Origin of the sequence: Planococcus halocryophilus (genome assembly GCF_001687585.2) — a bacterium.
GTDB lineage: Bacteria > Bacillota > Bacilli > Bacillales_A > Planococcaceae > Planococcus > Planococcus halocryophilus.
In genome coordinates this window covers 2,733,089-2,751,512 of record NZ_CP016537.2, presented here as the reverse complement: position 1 = coordinate 2,751,512, position 18,424 = coordinate 2,733,089, and the positions used below count along the sequence as shown (strand labels likewise).

Sequence of the window (18,424 nt, the reverse complement as noted above, 5' to 3'; positions counted from 1 at the left end):
CACCTTACATATCCCAAAAAATCAGCAGAATGCAGCAATATTTTGGTATGATAAATAGAAAGCTTATTTGGTGAAAATACGCTTTTTATCAAGAATATAAGCCTGTAGATAGCATCACTTATTAGCGTAATAAAAGCCATGGTAAAGGTAACATAACAAAGTGTTTGAAAGGGGTCTCACCTATGTATGTCATGAAACAAACGGGATGGGTTGAACTGATTTGCGGGAGCATGTTTTCCGGGAAATCAGAAGAACTGATCCGTCGTGTCCGCCGTTCCCAATTTGCAAAACAAAAAATTGCTGTATTTAAACCGAAAATCGACGACCGCTACAGTAAAGAAGCGGTTGTTTCGCATAATGGTGCAACTGTGATTGCACTACCAATTTCTCGTTCTTCTGAAATGTGGGATTACATCACAGACGAATTTGATGTAATTGCTATAGATGAAGCTCAATTTTTTGATGAAGCCATTATCGAAAATGTTCAAAAACTTGCAAATCACGGTTTCCGTGTAATTGTTGCGGGCTTAGACCAAGACTTTAGAGGCCGTCCGTTCGGACCAATGCCTGCGTTACTAGCAATTGCTGAGCAAGTAACGAAACTTCAAGCAGTTTGTACAGTTTGTGGTTCTCCCGCAAGCCGAACTCAACGTTTGATCGACGGAAAACCAGCAGGCTCAGATGACCCAACAATTTTAGTGGGTGCATCAGAAGCATACGAACCGCGCTGCCGCCATCATCACGAAGTTCCAACAGGTGTAACTGTTAGCGAATAAATTCTTAAAACTTACTACCTGATAATTATCGGTTTTTTTAATAGTATTTATTTAGTAAGATATGGAGCAAACTAGCGGCGACTCTGCTAATTTGCTCCATATCTCAAATATACTTTGACTGTAATCAATAGCTGCTTATAAAGTTTTACAGCATATTTAGAAGAAAAAGCGGAAGGCGGCGACTCCTAGGGGATCAGGACGAGCTGAAGACCCTGGACTGAGCAAAGCGAGGGAAGCGGCTGAAGGGCCCCCCTGGAAAGCGTCCGCCTGGAGCGATTTCTTCATTAGAATAAATAACCAAAAATTAGAACTTGAGGTGACACCTATGTTTGATCGATTACAATCAGTAGAAGATCGGTATGACCGTTTAAATGAATTGCTGAGTGATCCAGATATCGTCAGCGATACAAACAAACTACGGGAATATTCGAAAGAACAATCAGACTTACAAGAAACGGTTGAAACCTACCGAGAATACAAAGATTTAACAACTCAATTGGCTGAAGCGAAAGCAATGTTTGATGAGAAAATGGATGCCGACATGCGCGAAATGGTCAAAGAAGAAGTGAGTGAACTCGACCAACAGGTTTCTATCGTAGAAGAACGCCTTCACAAATTATTGATTCCGAAAGATCCTAATGATGACAAAAACGTTATTATGGAAATTCGCGGAGCAGCAGGTGGAGACGAAGCGGCTTTGTTCGCAGGAGACTTATACCGCATGTATACGCGGTTTGCTGAATCCAATGGCTGGAAGATCCAAGTAATGGATTCAAACCCGACAGGTCTTGGCGGATTCAAGGAAATCGTCTTTATGATCACCGGTAAAGGTGCTTATTCAAAAATGAAGTACGAAAACGGCGCACATCGCGTGCAACGAGTTCCTGAAACAGAATCAGGTGGACGTATTCATACGTCCACTGCCACTGTAGCTTGTTTACCGGAAGTCGAAGAAGTTGAAGTAGATATTCATGAAAATGATATCCGTACCGATACGTATGCATCTTCAGGAGCGGGCGGACAATCAGTTAACACGACAATGTCAGCTGTTCGATTGACGCATCTTCCAACAAATACAGTTGTAACGTGTCAAGATGAGAAATCGCAAATTAAAAACAAAGCGAGTGCAATGAAAGTATTGCGTGCGCGTGTTTATGAAAAATTCCAGCAAGAAGCTCAAGCTGAATACGATGCAGTCCGCAAATCAGCTGTTGGAACAGGTGACCGTTCTGAACGAATCCGGACATATAACTTCCCTCAAAACCGTGTTACTGATCACCGAATCGGTTTGACGATTCAAAAGTTAGATCAGATTTTACAAGGGAAAATGAATGAAGTTGTCGATGCACTAATTATTGAAGAGCAATCGGCTCGTATGGAAAGTTTGAATAATGACCAATCCTAAGTATGTTTTTGAGGCCCTGAAGAGGGCTTCTTCTTTTTTACTGGAACACGGCCGTGAAGAAGGAGCTGCACGAATACTACTTCAGCACGAACTCGGTCTTTCATATTCGGGGTTAATCGCCTCTATGAGAGATGAAATAAGTGAAGTGCAATGGGAGAAGTTCTGGACAAATATTGAACAGCACACACAAGGAATTCCTGTTCAACATTTGACCGGTACCGAAGAATTTTATGGTAGGAAATTTCGAGTAAATGCAGATGTGTTAATTCCAAGACCAGAAACAGAAGAGTTAATAGAAGAAACTTTGCAACTAATCGATCGCCATATGCTAAAAAAAGAGTTAGCACTTGCAGATATTGGCACTGGGAGCGGTATTATTGCAATCACAATGAAATGCGAATTGCCGCAAGCACAAGTCACTGCAACAGATATCTCGCAGTTAGCGTTAAAAACAGCAGCAGAAAATGCAGAAGAGTTGAATGCTGATGTTGACTTTCGGTTAGGAGATTTAACAAAACCAATCGAAAATGAAAAATGGGACGTTATTTTATCCAATCCTCCTTATATTTCTTATGCAGAGGCTCCAGGATTATCAGATAGCGTTCGTGATTTTGAACCGCATCATGCATTATTTGCAGATAATGAAGGGTTAGCACTATATGAAAAAATGGCAAAACAACTTCCTGAAATGTTAAATAAACCTGGAATTATTGGGTTTGAAATAGGTTATCAACAAGGAGTAGCAGTTCAAAAAATGCTAAAAGATGCTTTTCCAGATGCTTTCGTCTATTGTAAAAAAGATATCAACAAAAACGACCGAATGGTTTTTGCGATAATTGAGTAGCTTATGAACATGTTACGCACAAGCCGCATGTTTTTATCCACAATATGTGGATAAAGATTGAAAAACCCTTAAAAATAGGAGTTGTTCGTGTGAAAACGGAAATGATTGTTGTGGATAAATGTGTGGATGAAGAAAATAGTTATACACAAGCTGTGGAAACATTGAAATCAGGTGAAGTTGTCGCTTTTCCGACAGAAACAGTATACGGATTGGGAGCAGATGCGACAAATTTCGAAGCAGTTAGTAAAATATTCGAAGCAAAAGGACGTCCGGCAGACAATCCTTTAATTGTGCATGTAGATTCGAAAGAATCTGCATTAAATTATGTGCAAGAAGTTTCACCAAAAGCATTGCAATGCATGGATGCTTTTTGGCCAGGTGCGTTAACGTTGATTATGCAAGCAAAGCCAGAAACGTTTGCGAGTAATGTCACGGCAAACCTTCAAACAGTGGGGATTCGTGTGCCAAACCATCCTGTAGCGTTAAAGCTACTACATGAAGTAAAATTACCTTTAGCTGCACCAAGTGCAAATACGAGTGGAAAACCAAGTCCAACGTTAGCGAATCATGTTCGTCACGACATGGATGGCAGAATTCCATTAATTTTAGATGGTGGAGCTACAGAAATTGGTATCGAGTCAACTGTTTTAGATACGACTTGTGAACCTCCAGTTATCTTGCGTCCTGGAAAAATAACAAAAGAACAAATAGAGAGTGTAATTGGAACGATTCGTTCGTCATCCGGAAACAAAGACAATGTACCAAAATCACCAGGGATGAAATATATGCATTATGCGCCTACCGCACCTTTATATTTAATTGAAGACGAAAAAAGTTTGATTGAAAAAGCGATTCAATATGTTCAAGAAAAAGGAAAGCGCGTAGCTGTTATTAGTGAGATGGATTACCCACTTGCTGATTTTAATTTTCCATTATCAATGGAAAGCTTATATGCCAGTTTGCGAGAATGTGATTTCACTGACGCGGATTTAATTTTAGCACCAGTGAAATCAAGTGACCAAGATCAGGATGCATTGATGAATAGGCTTGAAAAAGCAGCAGACCATAAATGGTTTAGTTGATCAAGTGAAAGGAGATAGATGATGAGAATTCTTTTTGTGTGTACGGGGAATACTTGTCGTAGTCCAATGGCTGAAGCGATTGTGACGGCTAAAAATTTGAAAGAAATAGAAGCTCGTTCTGCAGGAATATTTGCAGGAGAAGCGCCTCTTTCTGAAAACGCACAGTCAGTATTGAACCAACAACAAATTTCTTTTAGTCATACTTCAAAACCACTGGATATGGAAGATTTGGAATGGGCAGAACTTGTCTTAACAATGACCAACTCGCATAAAATGGCGATATTGCAAGCTTACCCTGAAACAGCAGCAAAGCTTTTTACCTTAAAAGAATTTGCAGCTGACTCAACGGAGGATGTTAGTGATCCTTACGGAGGACCAATCGCACTTTATGAAAAAACATTTCAAGAGCTAAAATTGTTAATCGATAAATTGATTATGAAAATAACGTGAACGAAAAGACAGACAATCCGAGAGGCTAGTCTGTCTTTTTTGTGTGAAAATGGTAGAATTGATTTAAAGCGTAAAAGAGATTCGGCATAATTCGACAATGGCGCTTTTACGGATCTATAAATTTGATTTCAAGAAAAGAGGGTTTATTATGAAAGTGGCAATCTCATCAGATCACGGCGGCAATAACTTGCGTAAAGAAATCGTTAACTTAATGAACGAAATCGGTATTGAATATCAAGATTTTGGTCCACATACAGACGATTCAGTAGATTATCCGGATTATGCAAAACCGGTTGCAGATCGCGTAGCAAGTGGAGAATTTGATCGCGGGATTTTGATATGTGGCACAGGCATTGGCATGTCTATCTCAGCGAATAAAGTAAAAGGAATTCGTTGTGCACTTGTTCATGATGTCTTCAGTGCAAAAGCAACAAGAGGACATAATGATTCAAATATTTTAGCAATGGGTGAGCGCGTTATTGGACCAGGACTTGCGCGTGAAATTGCTCAAACTTGGTTGACTGAAGAATTCGAAGGCGGCAGACACGAAAAACGCATCCAAAAAATCACGGACCTCGAAAAATAAGGAGGAGTCGACATGCAAACTTTATGGCAATTACAACTTGAAGAGGTTTTAAGTGAATTAGAACAGCAGATCGAGTTCAGGAAAGGCCAAGTTTTTGTAGTCGGCTGTTCAACATCAGAAGTAGCAGGAAAACGCATTGGAACAGGCGGCGGACTTGATATAGCAGAAAGCTTGTTTGAACCTTTAGAAAAATTCGCAGCTCGTCACCATATTTTTTTAGCATTTCAAGGTTGTGAGCATATTAACCGTGCATTGACAGTAGAACGTCGTGCAGCTGAAAAATACGGTTGGGAGCCGGTCTCTGTTGTTCCAGCTCCAAAAGCAGGCGGCTCATTGAGTGCATATGCATTCAGCAATATGGTCGACCCGGTAGTGGTGGAAGAAATTCAGGCACATGCGGGAATAGATATTGGACAAACAATGATTGGAATGCATTTAAAAAGAGTTGCCGTTCCATTGCGTACTTCTGTTAAACTAGTAGGTGAAGCGATTGTGGCATCTGCAACGACACGGCCAAAATTAATTGGCGGTGAACGTGCACGCTATAATCGTGAGCTTGTTCAATCACGGGAGGGATATACGGATGGAATTGATTAAGGCGCAAGACCCAGCAGTATATGAAGCGATGAATGCAGAGAAAGAAAGACAGGAAGCGAATATCGAATTAATCGCTTCGGAAAACTTTGTTTCACAAGCGGTAATGGATGCACAAGGATCGGTGTTAACGAACAAATATGCAGAAGGCTATCCGGGTAAACGTTATTACGGAGGCTGTGAACATGTAGATGTAGTCGAAAACATCGCTCGCGACCGCCTGAAAGAAATTTTTGGTGCAGACCACGCGAACGTTCAACCCCATTCTGGATCACAAGCCAACATGGCTGTTTATACAGCGGTTCTAGAAAAAGGTGATACGATTCTTGGGATGAACTTAAACCATGGCGGACATTTAACACATGGTAGCAAAGTCAATTTCAGTGGTATGCAATATAATTTCGTTGAGTACGGTGTGACGGAAGATGAGCAATTGGTTGATTACGAAGCAGTTCGTCAAGCAGCATTAGAACATAAGCCGAAAATGATTGTTGCTGGTGCAAGTGCTTATTCACGTCAATTAGATTTTGCTAAATTCCGTGAAATTGCTGATGAAATCGGAGCATACTTGATGGTTGATATGGCCCATATTGCTGGTTTAGTTGCTACTGGCGCTCATCCTAACCCAGTGCCACATGCCCATTTCGTTACATCGACTACGCATAAGACGCTCCGTGGACCACGTGGTGGACTGATTCTCTGCAAAGAGGAATTTGCAAAAAAAATCGATAAAACGATTTTCCCTGGAATTCAAGGCGGCCCGCTTATGCACGTAATTGCAGCAAAAGCTGTTGCATTCGGTGAAGCACAAAAGCCTGAATTCAAAACCTATATTGAACAAGTCGTGAAAAATGCTGATGCATTGGCGAAAGCGCTAATTGTAGAAGGTGTAAATATCGTATCTGGTGGCACCGACAATCACTTGCTGTTGCTCGACCTTCGCTCGTTAAACTTGACGGGGAAAGTTGCAGAACATGTTCTTGATGAAGTTGGTATTACGACAAATAAAAATACCATTCCTTTCGACCCGGAAAGCCCATTTGTTACTTCTGGTATTCGTCTAGGAACTGCTGCCGTAACTTCTCGTGGTTTTAAAGAAGAAGACATGAAAGAAATTGCTGCGGTTATGGCAATGCTTCTGAAAAATCCGGAAGATAAAAATACCAAAAAAGAAGCTGCAGAACGTGTTGCGAAATTAACTGCTGCGCATCCGCTATACAAATAAGTTCATACAGCTGCCAAGTAAATATGTTGGCAGTTGTATTTTTATACTATAATGGAACTATCCTCCAAAAATTGAGGGCTAACCTAACAATCCAGCACAAACTATACATATTCTTAAAAGGGGGCGCGTCGTATGCACACGCATGAATTAATGAATGATAATAAAGTAATCATGGAGTGGCTACGCCGTCTCGGTGTTAAATTCCATACATCGTTCTTGGTCATCAACTCCGAAATAGAAAGCCAGCCCATCGTCTATGCAAACGAGGCTTTCTTTAAAATGATTGGCTATAGTGAAGAAGAGACATTAGGACGTAATGGCCGTTTTTTACATGGAGAAAAAACGTCTCAAAAAGCGAGTGAAAATATACATGCTTGCATCGCTTCTGGGGAAGCAGGAATCTTTGAAATCGTCAATTACCGAAAAAACGGCACACCTTTTTGGAATGAACTATCAATCCAACCGTTAACGTTTCCAGAAAAAAATCTTAAGTTCACGTTGTTGTTACAGCGTGATATTACTGAGCGAAAGCGTACAGAGGCTATGAACACGCTTCAAAAGCAAACTTATAAAAAAATTGAAAGCGGTCATAAGCTAAACTCGATCCTGCAAAATATTTGCCATGCGTGTGAATTGTTCTTTATTGATGGTGCAAAATGCACGGTTTTATTGATCGATAATGATGAAAGAGTTTATACGATTGGCGCCACTAAATCGATGCCGAAAAGCTTTGAAGAAGCGATTATCGGCCTGAAAGTAGAGGGAGATATAGGTACTTGTGGAGCTGCCTTTTACCGAGGTCAACCAGTAATAGTGGAAGATATGACTACAGATTATTTGTGGAGAAATCATCAACATTTAGTGGAGAAATTTGGTTTAGTTTCAAGTTGGTCAATTCCAATATTAAATATGGAAGATGTGGCCATCGGTACGTTTGGAATCTATTTTCCTGCCCCAGTAATCCCGAGTGATAAAGATTTGAAATTCATGGAGGGTGTTGCTTCGATTGTGTCTCTGGCTATCAAGTACTCACACCAACATGAAGAAATTTTAAGGCTAGCTTATAGTGACGGGGATACAGATTTACCTAACCGAAACTATTTTAGAAACGAAATCGATAAATTGCTGAAAAAAGGCCAAGAAGGTTTTGTCGCTTTTATTTCAACAGATGAATACACCAAAGTGGTAGATCAATATGGCCATCGTGCAGGAGATGCACTCATGCACGAGATCGGAAAACGGTTAACGGTGCATCAAAATTCCTCGGAAAACTTGATTGCCCGATTTTCAGATTCTACGTTATCGCTATATAGCATCACGCCATTTGTCAAAATACCAGAATACTTAGATCAACTTATGCGTGGATTTGCTGATCCTATCAAAGTTGGTGATATGGAATTATTCTTAACTTTGAAAATAGGTGTCGCCATTGTCATGCCGCACCAAAAAGATTCCGAAGAGTTGATTCGGTGCTCAGACAGCGCACTATCTCAGGCAAAGCTACGCACAGGTGAAGCAATTTGTTATTTTGAAAGTGAGCTGGACGAATTTCTAATGAGGGATTTACGGGTTGCCAACGAATTGACGGCAGCATTAAACCGCAATGAAATAGGTGTTTATTTGCAGCCGAAAGTCGATTTAGAAACTGGTGAGGTTTTAAGTTTTGAAGCTTTGGCACGTTGGACATCTCCAGACTTAGGGGTTATTCCTCCGGATATTTTTATTCCTGCGGCTGAAAAAAATGGCAAAATACGATTGTTGGAAAAAAGTATTTTAAAGCAAGTGCTAGAATGGATGAAAAAAAGAGTAGATCAAGGTTTAAAAATGCGACAAGTAGCCATTAACATATCAGCTGATCATTTTTTCCATCATGCCTTTGTTTCGAACTTACTGGATATGACGACTGAATATGGAATTGAACCAAAGTGGATTCGATTGGAAATTACTGAACGCATTGGCTTTGTTGATATTGAAACTGCCAATAAGGTATTCAAGCACTTGAAATATTGCGGCTTTACAGCATCGATTGATGACTTTGGAACTGGATACTCATCTCTTAGCTATCTCCAAAAGCTACCGATTGAAGAACTGAAAATTGATCGTTCGTTTATCTCGAATATGGATGAACCAGGAACTTTGGCGATTATTCAAACGATTATCCAACTTGCGAATAATTTAAACATGCATGCAGTTGCGGAAGGCGTAGAGACAGATAAAGAACGGAAGATTCTGTTGCGTCTTGGTTGTAAAGAAGGGCAAGGCTATTTATTTTACAAGCCGATGCCACTTAACGAAGCTTTTCTATTATAGAAAGAACTGTAAAAACCAGAGATTTAGTCTCTGGTTTTTTTGTGAGAAAAATTCTATAGGCGAAAATAACTGAATAATGCCAAAGCGGGATCTGACAACTTGAATGAAAGATTTTCTGTTATACTATTTAAGATAATGTTTGAAAAGGAGAGATAGGCCGTGGGAAAAGTATATGTTTTTGATCATCCATTGATCCAACATAAAGTGACTTACATCCGTGATAAGTCGACAGGTACAAAAGAATTTCGTGAATTGGTGGATGAAATTGCTACATTGATGGCATTTGAAATCACACGCGACTTGCCATTACAAGAAATCGATGTGGAAACACCGGTACAAATGGCTAAATCAAATGTTCTTGCAGGGAAAAAATTAGGCGTTGTTCCTATTTTGCGCGCAGGAATTGGTATGGTAGATGGTATTTTAAAATTGATCCCAGCTGCTAAAGTGGGCCATATCGGTTTATACCGTGATCCAGTTACATTGCAACCAGTCGAATATTACTTGAAACTACCTTCTGATGTTCAAGAACGTGAATTTATCGTAGTTGATCCCATGCTTGCTACAGGTGGATCGGCAATTGAAGCAGTTAACTCGATGAAAAAACGAGGCGCTGTAAAAATTCGCTTTATGTGTATCATTGCGGCTCCTGAAGGTGTAGAAGCTTTACAAGAAGCGCATCCGGATGTAGACATCTTCATCGCGGCTTTAGATGAAAAGTTAAATGAAAAAGGATATATTGTCCCAGGTCTTGGAGATGCTGGCGACCGTTTATTCGGAACAAAGTAAGAAAGCGAGGTAAATCAGCTTGACTAAAAAATGGAAAGTTATGACAATATTTGGTACGAGACCAGAAGCGATTAAAATGGCGCCGCTTGTTTTGGAACTTCAAAAACATCCGGAAACCATTGAACCACTTGTAACGGTAACGGCACAGCACAGAGAAATGCTTGATCAAGTATTAGAGACATTCAAAATCACGCCTGACTTTGATTTGAACATCATGAAAGATCGTCAAACATTGACCGATGTCACAATGCGTGCAATGCAAGGGCTCGATGTGGTAATGAAAGAAGCGAAGCCAGATATTGTGTTAGTGCATGGCGATACGACGACAACTTTCGCTGCGAGCCTTGCTGCTTTTTATAATCAGGTAGCGGTCGGACACGTCGAAGCGGGCTTGCGAACGCACAACAAATACTCGCCGTTTCCTGAGGAGATGAACCGTCAACTGACGGGAGTCATGGCAGATATTCATTTTTCACCAACTGAAAAATCAGCTCAAAACTTGCTTGATGAAAACAAAAAAGCAGAAACAATTTATGTTACTGGCAATACAGCAATCGATGCTCTTCAAACGACGGTACGCGAAACGTATTCGCACCCGATTTTAGAGAAAATCGGAAGCGATCGTATGATTTTATTAACAGCACATCGCCGTGAAAATCTAGGTCAGCCAATGCGCAATATGTTCCGTGCGATTAAACGCTTGATCGAAGAACACGATGATATTCAAGTGGTGTATCCAGTGCATATGAATCCAGCTGTACGTGAAGTCGCGGATGAAGTATTAGGTCGTGATTCACGCATTCATTTGATTGAACCGCTAGAAGTTTTGGATTTCCACAACTTTGCAGCACGCTCATTTTTTATTCTGACCGATTCTGGTGGCATACAAGAAGAAGCACCGTCACTTGGCAAGCCGGTTTTGGTTTTGCGTGACACGACTGAACGTCCTGAAGGTATTAGTGCAGGAACGTTGAAACTCGCCGGTACAGATGAAGAAACGATTTACGGATTAGCGAAAGAATTGTTGACGGACGAAGCTGCCTACAAAGCAATGTCTCAAGCATCTAATCCGTATGGAGATGGTAAAGCATCTGCACGGATTGTCGAAGCGCTGCACAAGTATTTTTCAAAATTGTAAGTAAGTAAAACGGCCGATTCACTTTTTTTGTTGTCTAGTTGCATCGGCCAACTCCTCGGAATCATAAATCAGTCTAGCTAAACGGCAAAAGACGCCGCTCTGCCATTCTGCTTTATGCCCGTCGGAGTTAAAACGGCCGATTCCACATTTTTTGTTGAAATTTGTCCACAATATGTCAGAGGGAAATCGCTTGTGAAGTTTTTCACTTCTACTAATTGACATGATTTTACCCCTAATGTATGCTTACAAAGGGTATGCATGAGATGGTTTTCTTACATAGATTATGTAGGTGGAAGCCTGATGCGACTGCTCTTTTTGAGGGTATAATGTCAAATCAACGAGGTTCGAGGGGGTTGTCATGCGCCCAACAAAAAAGCCCTTACAAGCGATGGCAATTTACAGCGCCATTCTGTCACAACTTGTTGGGTCCGTACTCATCGGGGTGTTCACGGGTATGTGGCTTGATGAAAAGGTAGGAACCGCACCATTTTTCATGATCATCTGCCTATTCATAGGCATCACTGCCGGTGTTTGGGCAATGCTTCAGACCGTCCGCAAATTCGAATCAGGAGACAAGTAGAAAATGGATGGACTAAGGGAGATATACACAAGACTAAAAAAGATGATTATTTTCATCTTAGCGTTCTACGTTATTGGTTTGGGGTTTACCTCTTATCAAGAAGTGTTCGCGGGTCTCATAATCGGAACTTTGTTCGGCATTTATAACATGTGGATTCTTGTTCGTCGGATGGAGAAATTTGACCGTGCGGTGGCTGAAGGCTCGAAAGTTCGTTCGCTTGGAACGGCATTACGGTTTGCATCAGGTATTGCTGCAGTAGCGATTGCTATTTTGTTCGCAGAGCACATTCACTTGGTCAGTACGGTAATAGGGTTGATGGTCCCTTATGCTCTGTTATTAACAGAGCGGATTGTTTATCACGTGAAACACCATTAACAATGTGGAAAGAGAGGTGAAACTATCGTGGAACATGGCGCTCCTATGCTCGAGGTGTTCGGGATCTGGTTCAACCTATCGAACGTTATGATGCTACTTGTAGCCGCTCTTATCGTCTTCCTTATTGCTTTTATCGCTACACGCAATTTGCAGCTGAAACCAACGGGCATGCAAAACTTCATGGAATGGATCATGGATTTCGTGAAAGGGATTATTAATAGCAATATGGATTGGAAAGATGGTGGCCGATTCCATGTTCTTGGAATCACCTTAATTATGTTCATTTTTGTTGCGAACATGTTAGGTCTTCCATTTGCAATAGTTGTTAACGGAGATCTTTGGTGGAAATCGCCAACAGCTGATCCAACAGTAACAATGACATTAGCCGCTACGGTACTCATCTTGAGCCATTATTATGGTATCAAGTTGAAAGGGTTAAAAGGATATGCCGGAGGCTATATTAAGCCAATGCCATTCTTATTCCCACTAAAAGTCATTGAAGAATTCGCAAATACGTTGACACTCGGTCTGCGTCTTTACGGGAACATCTATGCGGGGGAAATCTTGTTAACTTTGTTAGCAGGTCTCGCATCAGCAAGTATTTTTGGATTTGCAGCAGCTATCCTGCCAATGATGTTATGGCAAGGCTTCTCGATTTTTATCGGGGCAATTCAAGCGTTCATTTTCGTTATGTTAACGATGGTCTATTTATCGCATAAAGTTGCCGACGACCATTGAGTATAAAACCGCTCTTTTGAGCAAAAAAAAAACAATTATCCTGAGGAGGACATTTTAAAATGGGTTTATTAGCAGCAGCAATTGCAGTAGGTTTAGCAGCACTAGGAGCAGGTATTGGTAACGGTCTTATCGTTTCAAAAACAGTTGAAGGTATCGCTCGTCAGCCAGAAGCACGTGGCGTTTTACAAACAACAATGTTTATCGGGGTTGCATTGGTTGAGGCATTACCAATCATCGCTGTAGTTATCGCGTTCATCGTAATGAACCGTTAGTATTTTTATACAAAATTTAAATGGTGGGGATGCTACTATATGGTTTTCGCCATTTAAACTTGTATGCAACATTTGCTTTTGAAAGTTCATCTTGTACTAAATAAAGATCTTACTATAGAAGAAATTGCATTTTAGGCTCTTGAAGGGAGTGAAACAATCGTGTTTTTTGATTACCTCGTACTCGGCGCAGCCGGGGAGTTTTTGAATATTGGAGACATTCTCGCTACACTTGTCATCTTCATCGGGTTAATGTTGCTTTTGAAGAAATTCGCATGGGGTCCTTTGATGGGCGTAATGCAGCAACGTGAAGAATTGATCAAGAGTGAAATTGAAACAGCTGAAAACAGCCGTTTAGAATCTCAAAAGTTGCTTGAAGAGCAGCGTAGCCTTCTTAAAGATGCGCGTACGCAAGCACAAGAAATCGTTGAAAACGCTAAGAAGCAAGGCGAAGTTTCGCGTGAGGAAATTATTACAACTGCGCGTGCTGAGTCTGGACGTATGAAAGAAGCAGCAGTTCAAGAAATTGCTAACGAAAGAGATAAAGCTATTTCAGCTGTTCGTGAAGAAGTTGTGGCATTGTCATTACTTGCTGCAACGAAAGTGCTGGAAAAAGAAATCTCTGAGGAAGACAACCGTCAGTTGATTAACGAAACGATTGCGAAGGCAGGCGAAGTTCAGTGAGTCAAGTTGCAGAACGATACGCTTTAGCATTGTTCCAAGTCGCTCAAAAACATGAATCGTCTTTGGATATCGAACATGATTTACGTGAAGTAAAAAAAGTCTTTGAAATGACTCCAGAACTTTACAATTTGATTGTCTCTCCAAAACTTTCATCTGATAAAAGAACAAACTTAATCAATGAAGTGTTTAGTGGGGCAAATCCGTTTGTCGTAAATACACTTCAATTGATGGCACAACGCAAACGTTTAAATGAAGTTAGCTCAATGGTAGACGAATTCGTTGCATTGTCTAATGATGCACAAGGAATTGAAGATGCAGAAGTTTATTCTACACGTCCTTTGACTGAAGAAGAACGCTCTTCTATCTCTTCCGTATTCGCTAAAAAAATTGGTAAACAATCTTTACGAATTGAAAACATTATTGATCCATCATTACTTGGTGGATTGCGTATTCAAATCGGAAACCGTATTTATGACAGCAGCGTGAGCACGAAATTGGCACGTCTAAAACGTCAACTAATCGGTTAATTAGAAATTATGAGAGGGTGACATACATGAGCATCAAAGCTGAAGAAATCAGCGGTCTGATTAAACAACAGATTGAAAATTATCAATCAGAGATGAAAGTTGACGACGTTGGTACAGTAATCACCATTGGTGATGGTATCGCACGCGCTCATGGCCTCGACAACATCATGGCTGGAGAACTTGTAGAGTTCTCTACTGGTGCTATTGGTATGGCGCAAAACTTGGAAGCCAACAACGTTGGTATTATTATCCTTGGCCCATACAAAGACATCAAAGAAGGCGATGAAGTACGTCGAACTGGCCGTATTATGGAAGTACCAGTAGGAAACGAACTTATTGGACGTGTAGTAAATCCACTTGGACAACCTGTTGACGGTCTTGGACCAATCAACACAACAAAATCTCGTCCAATTGAAAGCCCTGCACAAGGCGTTATGGCCCGTAAATCGGTTCATGAACCACTTCAAACAGGTATTAAAGCGATTGATGCACTTGTGCCAATCGGTCGTGGACAGCGCGAATTGATCATCGGTGACCGTCAGACAGGTAAAACTTCTGTTGCAATCGATACGATCTTAAACCAAGCTGACCAAGATATGATTTGTATCTATGTGGCAATCGGACAAAAAGAATCTACTGTACGTAACGTAGTAGAAACTTTCCGTAAAAATGGAGCTCTTGATTACACAATCGTTGTAACGGCTTCAGCTTCACAACCAGCTCCATTATTATACTTGGCTCCATATGCAGGTATCACAATGGCTGAGGAATTCATGTTTGAAGGCAAACATGTGTTGATCGTCTATGATGATTTAACAAAACAAGCATCTGCTTACCGCGAACTTTCACTATTGCTTCGTCGTCCACCAGGCCGTGAAGCTTACCCAGGTGACGTTTTCTACTTGCACTCACGTTTACTTGAACGTTCTGCGAAATTAAACGAAACGCTTGGAGCAGGGTCTATCACAGCATTGCCGTTCGTAGAAACGCAAGCTGGCGATATCGCTGCATATATTCCTACAAACGTTATCTCGATTACAGATGGTCAGATTTTCCTTCAGTCCGATCTATTCTTCTCGGGTGTACGCCCAGCAATCAACGCTGGTCTTTCTGTATCACGTGTTGGTGGTTCAGCTCAGATCAAAGCAATGAAAAAAGTTGCGGGTACATTGCGTCTTGACTTAGCGGCTTTCCGTGAACTTGAGTCATTCTCTCAGTTTGGTTCAGATCTTGATGCTGCAACTGCTGCGAAACTTGAGCGTGGGAAACGTACAGTTGAGGTCTTGAAACAAGACTTAAACAACCCAATCAAAGTTGAAAAACAAGTTGTTATTTTCTATGCGTTAACTCGTGGATTCCTTGACGATATCGCTATCAACGACATTTCTCGCTTTGAAGCTGAATTGACAAGCTGGTTGGATCTAAACCACACAGAAATTTTGGATACTATTCGCACAACTCAAGGCTTACCTGCTGATGACGCATTTGCTGCAGCGATTAATGAATTCAAACGCACATTTGCTAAATCTGAGTAAAACCGAGTTCGAATACGAAGAAAAAATAATAAGGTGGTGAAATACCAGTGGCATCATTACGCGATATAAAAAACCGAATTACGTCAACAAAGAAAACAAGTCAGATCACAAAAGCCATGCAAATGGTTTCTGCATCTAAACTAAGCCGTGCGGAAGTGAATGCGAAAGCGTTCGTTCCATACATGCACAAAATTCAGGATGTGGTAGCATCAATCGCAGCCGGGTCTTCAGACACTAGCAACCCGATGATGATTGCTCGCCCTGTAAAGAAAACCGCTTATTTAGTGATTACATCAGATCGTGGTCTTGTAGGCGGATATAACAGTAATGTTCTTCGTACAGTTATGAGTAAAATCCGTGAACGACACACCTCTAATGACGACTTTGTTATCCTAAGCGTTGGTCGGAAAGGAAAGGAATTTTTTGCGAAGCAAGGAATGACAATTCTTGAAAGTGCAATTGCACTTCCGGATCATCCGACGTTTGCGGATATTAAAGAAATAACGCGCAAAGCTGTTGGTATGTTCTCAGATGGTACGTATGACGAAGTTTATATGTACTACAATCACTTTGTTTCAGCAATTCAACAAGAAGTCACAGAGAAAAAAGTCTTGCCGCTGACGGATATTCAACCGACTGGATCAACTGCATCTTATGAGTTTGATCCTTCAGCAGAAGCGATTTTGGAAGTTCTTCTTCCACAATACGCAGAAAGCTTGATCTTTGGGGCTGTTCTTGACGGCAAAGCGAGTGAACATGCTGCTTCCATGACAGCAATGAAGAGTGCGACCGATAATGCGTCTGATTTGATTAATGGACTGACACTTCAATATAACCGTGCACGCCAAGCAGCAATCACTCAGGAAATCACTGAGATTGTCGGCGGAGCATCTGCTTTAGAATAAGAAATACAGAGGTGCCTATGTAGATTCGACGGGCTTAAGACAGAACGCGGAGGAAATGTAATTTCCGTAGTGGGCTGACTTAAGACCCCGAGAATCTGGGCACTATATACTGCTAATACTAAAACTGCGAACTTCTTTAAGAAGAAGTTTTTAAAAACGTAAGACAGGAGGGAACAGCATGAACACAGGACACGTTCTTCAGGTTATGGGACCAGTTGTAGATGTTAAGTTTGCTAACGGCCAACTTCCAGCTATCTATAATGCCCTAACTGTAAATATTGATCGTCCCGGACAAGCTCAAGTCGTTTTGACGCTTGAAGTGGCTCTTCACCTTGGTGACGATTCAGTCCGTACAATCGCGATGGAATCTACTGATGGATTACAACGTGGTTCAGTAGTAACTGACTTGGGCAGAGCAATTTCTGTTCCAGTTGGAGATGTAACATTAGGTCGTGTATTCAACGTACTTGGTGAAATTATCGATTTAGGGGAAGAAATTCCGTTAACAGAGCGTCGTGACCCGATTCACCGTTCTGCACCTACATTCGAACATTTATCCACAGAAGTTGAAATTCTTGAAACAGGTATTAAAGTTGTTGACTTGCTTGCCCCTTATATTAAAGGTGGTAAAATCGGTCTCTTCGGTGGTGCCGGTGTAGGTAAAACAGTTCTTATCCAAGAATTAATCAACAACATCGCTCAAGAACACGGTGGTTTATCCGTATTCGCTGGTGTTGGTGAACGTACACGTGAAGGAAATGACTTATTCCATGAGATGAGCGAATCTGGCGTTATCAAGAAAACGGCAATGGTTTTCGGTCAAATGAACGAGCCACCAGGCGCACGTATGCGTGTTGCTTTGTCTGGTTTGACAATGGCTGAATATTTCCGTGACGAACAAGGCGCGGACGTTCTTCTTTTCATCGACAATATCTTCCGTTTCACACAAGCAGGATCTGAAGTATCGGCATTACTTGGTCGCATGCCATCAGCAGTTGGTTACCAACCAACACTTGCTACAGAAATGGGTCAATTACAAGAGCGTATTACAACAACAAGCGCAGGTTCAGTAACATCTATCCAAGCAATTTATGTACCAGCCGATGACTATACGGATCCGGCTCCGGCTACAACTTTCGCTCACTTAGATGCAACGACTAACCTTGAGCGTAAACTTTCTGAGATGGGTATTTACCCAGCGGTAGATCCTTTAGCTTCAACTTCTCGTGCATTGTCACCTGAAATTGTTGGTGCAGAACATTACGCAATCTCACGTGAAGTTCAAGAAACTTTACAACGTTACAGAGAATTACAAGATATCATTGCAATCCTTGGTATGGATGAGTTAAGTGACGAAGACAAGCTGACGGTTAACCGTGCACGCCGCATTCAAAACTTCTTATCTCAAAACTTCCACGTTGCTGAACAGTTCACTGGCCAAAAAGGTTCTTATGTTCCAGTTCAAGAAACGATCAAAGGATTCAGAGGAATTCTTGATGGGAAATATGACCACTTGCCAGAAGATGCTTTCCGTTTAGTCGGCCGCATTGAAGAGGTTATTGCAAAAGCTAAAAGCATGGGCGTAGAAGTCTAAAACCAGGGACCAGGAGGG

At 41.2% G+C, this 18,424-nt stretch carries 20 protein-coding genes; all 20 read left to right on the top strand.

Going from position 1 to position 18,424, the window contains the following annotated elements; genetic code table 11:
• Positions 1-182: 182 nt before the first annotated feature.
• The 20 genes from BBI08_RS13610 to atpD all read left to right on the top strand — a co-directional run bounded on the left by BBI08_RS13610 (position 183) and on the right by atpD (position 18,406).
• A complete protein-coding gene (locus BBI08_RS13610) occupies positions 183-776 on the top strand; it encodes a thymidine kinase (protein WP_008432982.1) in 594 nt (197 codons plus the stop codon).
• Positions 777-1,101: 325 nt separating this feature from the next.
• Complete coding sequence (prfA, locus tag BBI08_RS13605; protein ID WP_008496891.1) at positions 1,102-2,181, top strand: peptide chain release factor 1; 1,080 nt, start codon at positions 1,102-1,104, stop codon at positions 2,179-2,181.
• The gene (gene prmC / locus BBI08_RS13600) at positions 2,168-3,025 is read left to right on the top strand and encodes a peptide chain release factor N(5)-glutamine methyltransferase (RefSeq protein ID WP_008496892.1); all 858 of its coding nucleotides are present in this window, start codon (positions 2,168-2,170) and stop codon (positions 3,023-3,025) included. Before prfA ends, prmC begins: the two co-directional genes overlap by 14 nt.
• Before the next feature lie 89 nt (positions 3,026-3,114).
• The gene (locus BBI08_RS13595) at positions 3,115-4,107 is read left to right on the top strand and encodes an L-threonylcarbamoyladenylate synthase (protein WP_065528217.1); all 993 of its coding nucleotides are present in this window, start codon (positions 3,115-3,117) and stop codon (positions 4,105-4,107) included.
• A gap of 21 nt (positions 4,108-4,128) precedes the next feature.
• Entirely contained in the window at positions 4,129-4,557 is a 429-nt protein-coding gene (locus BBI08_RS13590) for a low molecular weight protein arginine phosphatase (protein ID WP_008496893.1), read from the top strand.
• Positions 4,558-4,705: 148 nt separating this feature from the next.
• Positions 4,706-5,143 (top strand): ribose 5-phosphate isomerase B, encoded by a 438-nt coding sequence (gene rpiB, locus BBI08_RS13585; RefSeq protein ID WP_008432989.1) that lies wholly within the window; start codon positions 4,706-4,708, stop codon positions 5,141-5,143.
• A 12-nt stretch (positions 5,144-5,155) separates the two neighbouring features.
• On the top strand, positions 5,156-5,740 hold the full coding sequence (locus tag BBI08_RS13580) for a TIGR01440 family protein (RefSeq protein ID WP_008496894.1): 585 nt from the start codon (positions 5,156-5,158) through the stop codon (positions 5,738-5,740).
• Positions 5,727-6,962, top strand: a complete 1,236-nt coding sequence (gene glyA / locus BBI08_RS13575; protein WP_008496895.1) for a serine hydroxymethyltransferase — start codon at positions 5,727-5,729, stop codon at positions 6,960-6,962. Before BBI08_RS13580 ends, glyA begins: the two co-directional genes overlap by 14 nt.
• Before the next feature lie 132 nt (positions 6,963-7,094).
• Positions 7,095-9,272 carry a bifunctional diguanylate cyclase/phosphodiesterase gene (locus BBI08_RS13570; RefSeq protein WP_008496897.1) on the top strand — a complete coding sequence of 726 codons (2,178 nt, stop codon included), beginning with the start codon at positions 7,095-7,097 and terminating at the stop codon, positions 9,270-9,272.
• 159 nt (positions 9,273-9,431) lie between these two features.
• Positions 9,432-10,061: a uracil phosphoribosyltransferase gene (gene upp / locus BBI08_RS13565; RefSeq protein ID WP_008432996.1), complete on the top strand. Its 630-nt coding sequence runs from the start codon at positions 9,432-9,434 to the stop codon at positions 10,059-10,061.
• A 19-nt stretch (positions 10,062-10,080) separates the two neighbouring features.
• Positions 10,081-11,199, top strand: a complete 1,119-nt coding sequence (gene wecB / locus BBI08_RS13560) for a non-hydrolyzing UDP-N-acetylglucosamine 2-epimerase (RefSeq protein WP_008496898.1) — start codon at positions 10,081-10,083, stop codon at positions 11,197-11,199.
• Between the two features lie 358 nt (positions 11,200-11,557).
• Positions 11,558-11,779: an AtpZ/AtpI family protein gene (locus BBI08_RS13550; RefSeq protein WP_008496899.1), complete on the top strand. Its 222-nt coding sequence runs from the start codon at positions 11,558-11,560 to the stop codon at positions 11,777-11,779.
• A 3-nt stretch (positions 11,780-11,782) separates the two neighbouring features.
• Positions 11,783-12,154 carry an ATP synthase subunit I gene (locus BBI08_RS13545; RefSeq protein ID WP_008496900.1) on the top strand — a complete coding sequence of 124 codons (372 nt, stop codon included), beginning with the start codon at positions 11,783-11,785 and terminating at the stop codon, positions 12,152-12,154.
• Between the two features lie 27 nt (positions 12,155-12,181).
• Complete coding sequence (atpB, locus tag BBI08_RS13540) at positions 12,182-12,892, top strand: F0F1 ATP synthase subunit A (RefSeq protein ID WP_040850560.1); 711 nt, start codon at positions 12,182-12,184, stop codon at positions 12,890-12,892.
• Positions 12,893-12,951: 59 nt separating this feature from the next.
• A complete protein-coding gene (gene atpE / locus BBI08_RS13535) occupies positions 12,952-13,164 on the top strand; it encodes a F0F1 ATP synthase subunit C (protein ID WP_008433003.1) in 213 nt (70 codons plus the stop codon).
• A 159-nt stretch (positions 13,165-13,323) separates the two neighbouring features.
• A complete protein-coding gene (atpF, locus tag BBI08_RS13530; protein ID WP_008496902.1) occupies positions 13,324-13,845 on the top strand; it encodes a F0F1 ATP synthase subunit B in 522 nt (173 codons plus the stop codon).
• Complete coding sequence (locus tag BBI08_RS13525) at positions 13,842-14,372, top strand: F0F1 ATP synthase subunit delta (protein WP_065528215.1); 531 nt, start codon at positions 13,842-13,844, stop codon at positions 14,370-14,372. The genes atpF and BBI08_RS13525 overlap by 4 nt, the downstream gene beginning before the upstream one ends.
• Positions 14,373-14,398: 26 nt before the next feature.
• Positions 14,399-15,907, top strand: a complete 1,509-nt coding sequence (gene atpA / locus BBI08_RS13520; protein ID WP_008496903.1) for a F0F1 ATP synthase subunit alpha — start codon at positions 14,399-14,401, stop codon at positions 15,905-15,907.
• A 47-nt stretch (positions 15,908-15,954) separates the two neighbouring features.
• Positions 15,955-16,812, top strand: a complete 858-nt coding sequence (atpG, locus tag BBI08_RS13515; RefSeq protein WP_008496904.1) for an ATP synthase F1 subunit gamma — start codon at positions 15,955-15,957, stop codon at positions 16,810-16,812.
• Between the two features lie 178 nt (positions 16,813-16,990).
• Positions 16,991-18,406 carry a F0F1 ATP synthase subunit beta gene (gene atpD, locus BBI08_RS13510; RefSeq protein WP_008496905.1) on the top strand — a complete coding sequence of 472 codons (1,416 nt, stop codon included), beginning with the start codon at positions 16,991-16,993 and terminating at the stop codon, positions 18,404-18,406.
• Positions 18,407-18,424: the final 18 nt, after the last annotated feature.

Coding starts and splice junctions, on each gene's coding strand:
- atpE (WP_008433003.1), top strand. CDS start 12,952: ATGGGTTTATTAGCAGCAGCAATTGCAGTAGGTTTAGCAGCACTAGGA.
- BBI08_RS13570 (WP_008496897.1), top strand. CDS start 7,095: ATGCACACGCATGAATTAATGAATGATAATAAAGTAATCATGGAGTGG.
- BBI08_RS13580 (WP_008496894.1), top strand. CDS start 5,156: ATGCAAACTTTATGGCAATTACAACTTGAAGAGGTTTTAAGTGAATTA.
- BBI08_RS13545 (WP_008496900.1), top strand. CDS start 11,783: ATGGATGGACTAAGGGAGATATACACAAGACTAAAAAAGATGATTATT.
- BBI08_RS13590 (WP_008496893.1), top strand. CDS start 4,129: ATGAGAATTCTTTTTGTGTGTACGGGGAATACTTGTCGTAGTCCAATG.
- prmC (WP_008496892.1), top strand. CDS start 2,168: ATGACCAATCCTAAGTATGTTTTTGAGGCCCTGAAGAGGGCTTCTTCT.
- atpA (WP_008496903.1), top strand. CDS start 14,399: ATGAGCATCAAAGCTGAAGAAATCAGCGGTCTGATTAAACAACAGATT.
- glyA (WP_008496895.1), top strand. CDS start 5,727: ATGGAATTGATTAAGGCGCAAGACCCAGCAGTATATGAAGCGATGAAT.
- BBI08_RS13550 (WP_008496899.1), top strand. CDS start 11,558: ATGCGCCCAACAAAAAAGCCCTTACAAGCGATGGCAATTTACAGCGCC.
- atpD (WP_008496905.1), top strand. CDS start 16,991: ATGAACACAGGACACGTTCTTCAGGTTATGGGACCAGTTGTAGATGTT.
- prfA (WP_008496891.1), top strand. CDS start 1,102: ATGTTTGATCGATTACAATCAGTAGAAGATCGGTATGACCGTTTAAAT.
- BBI08_RS13610 (WP_008432982.1), top strand. CDS start 183: ATGTATGTCATGAAACAAACGGGATGGGTTGAACTGATTTGCGGGAGC.
- rpiB (WP_008432989.1), top strand. CDS start 4,706: ATGAAAGTGGCAATCTCATCAGATCACGGCGGCAATAACTTGCGTAAA.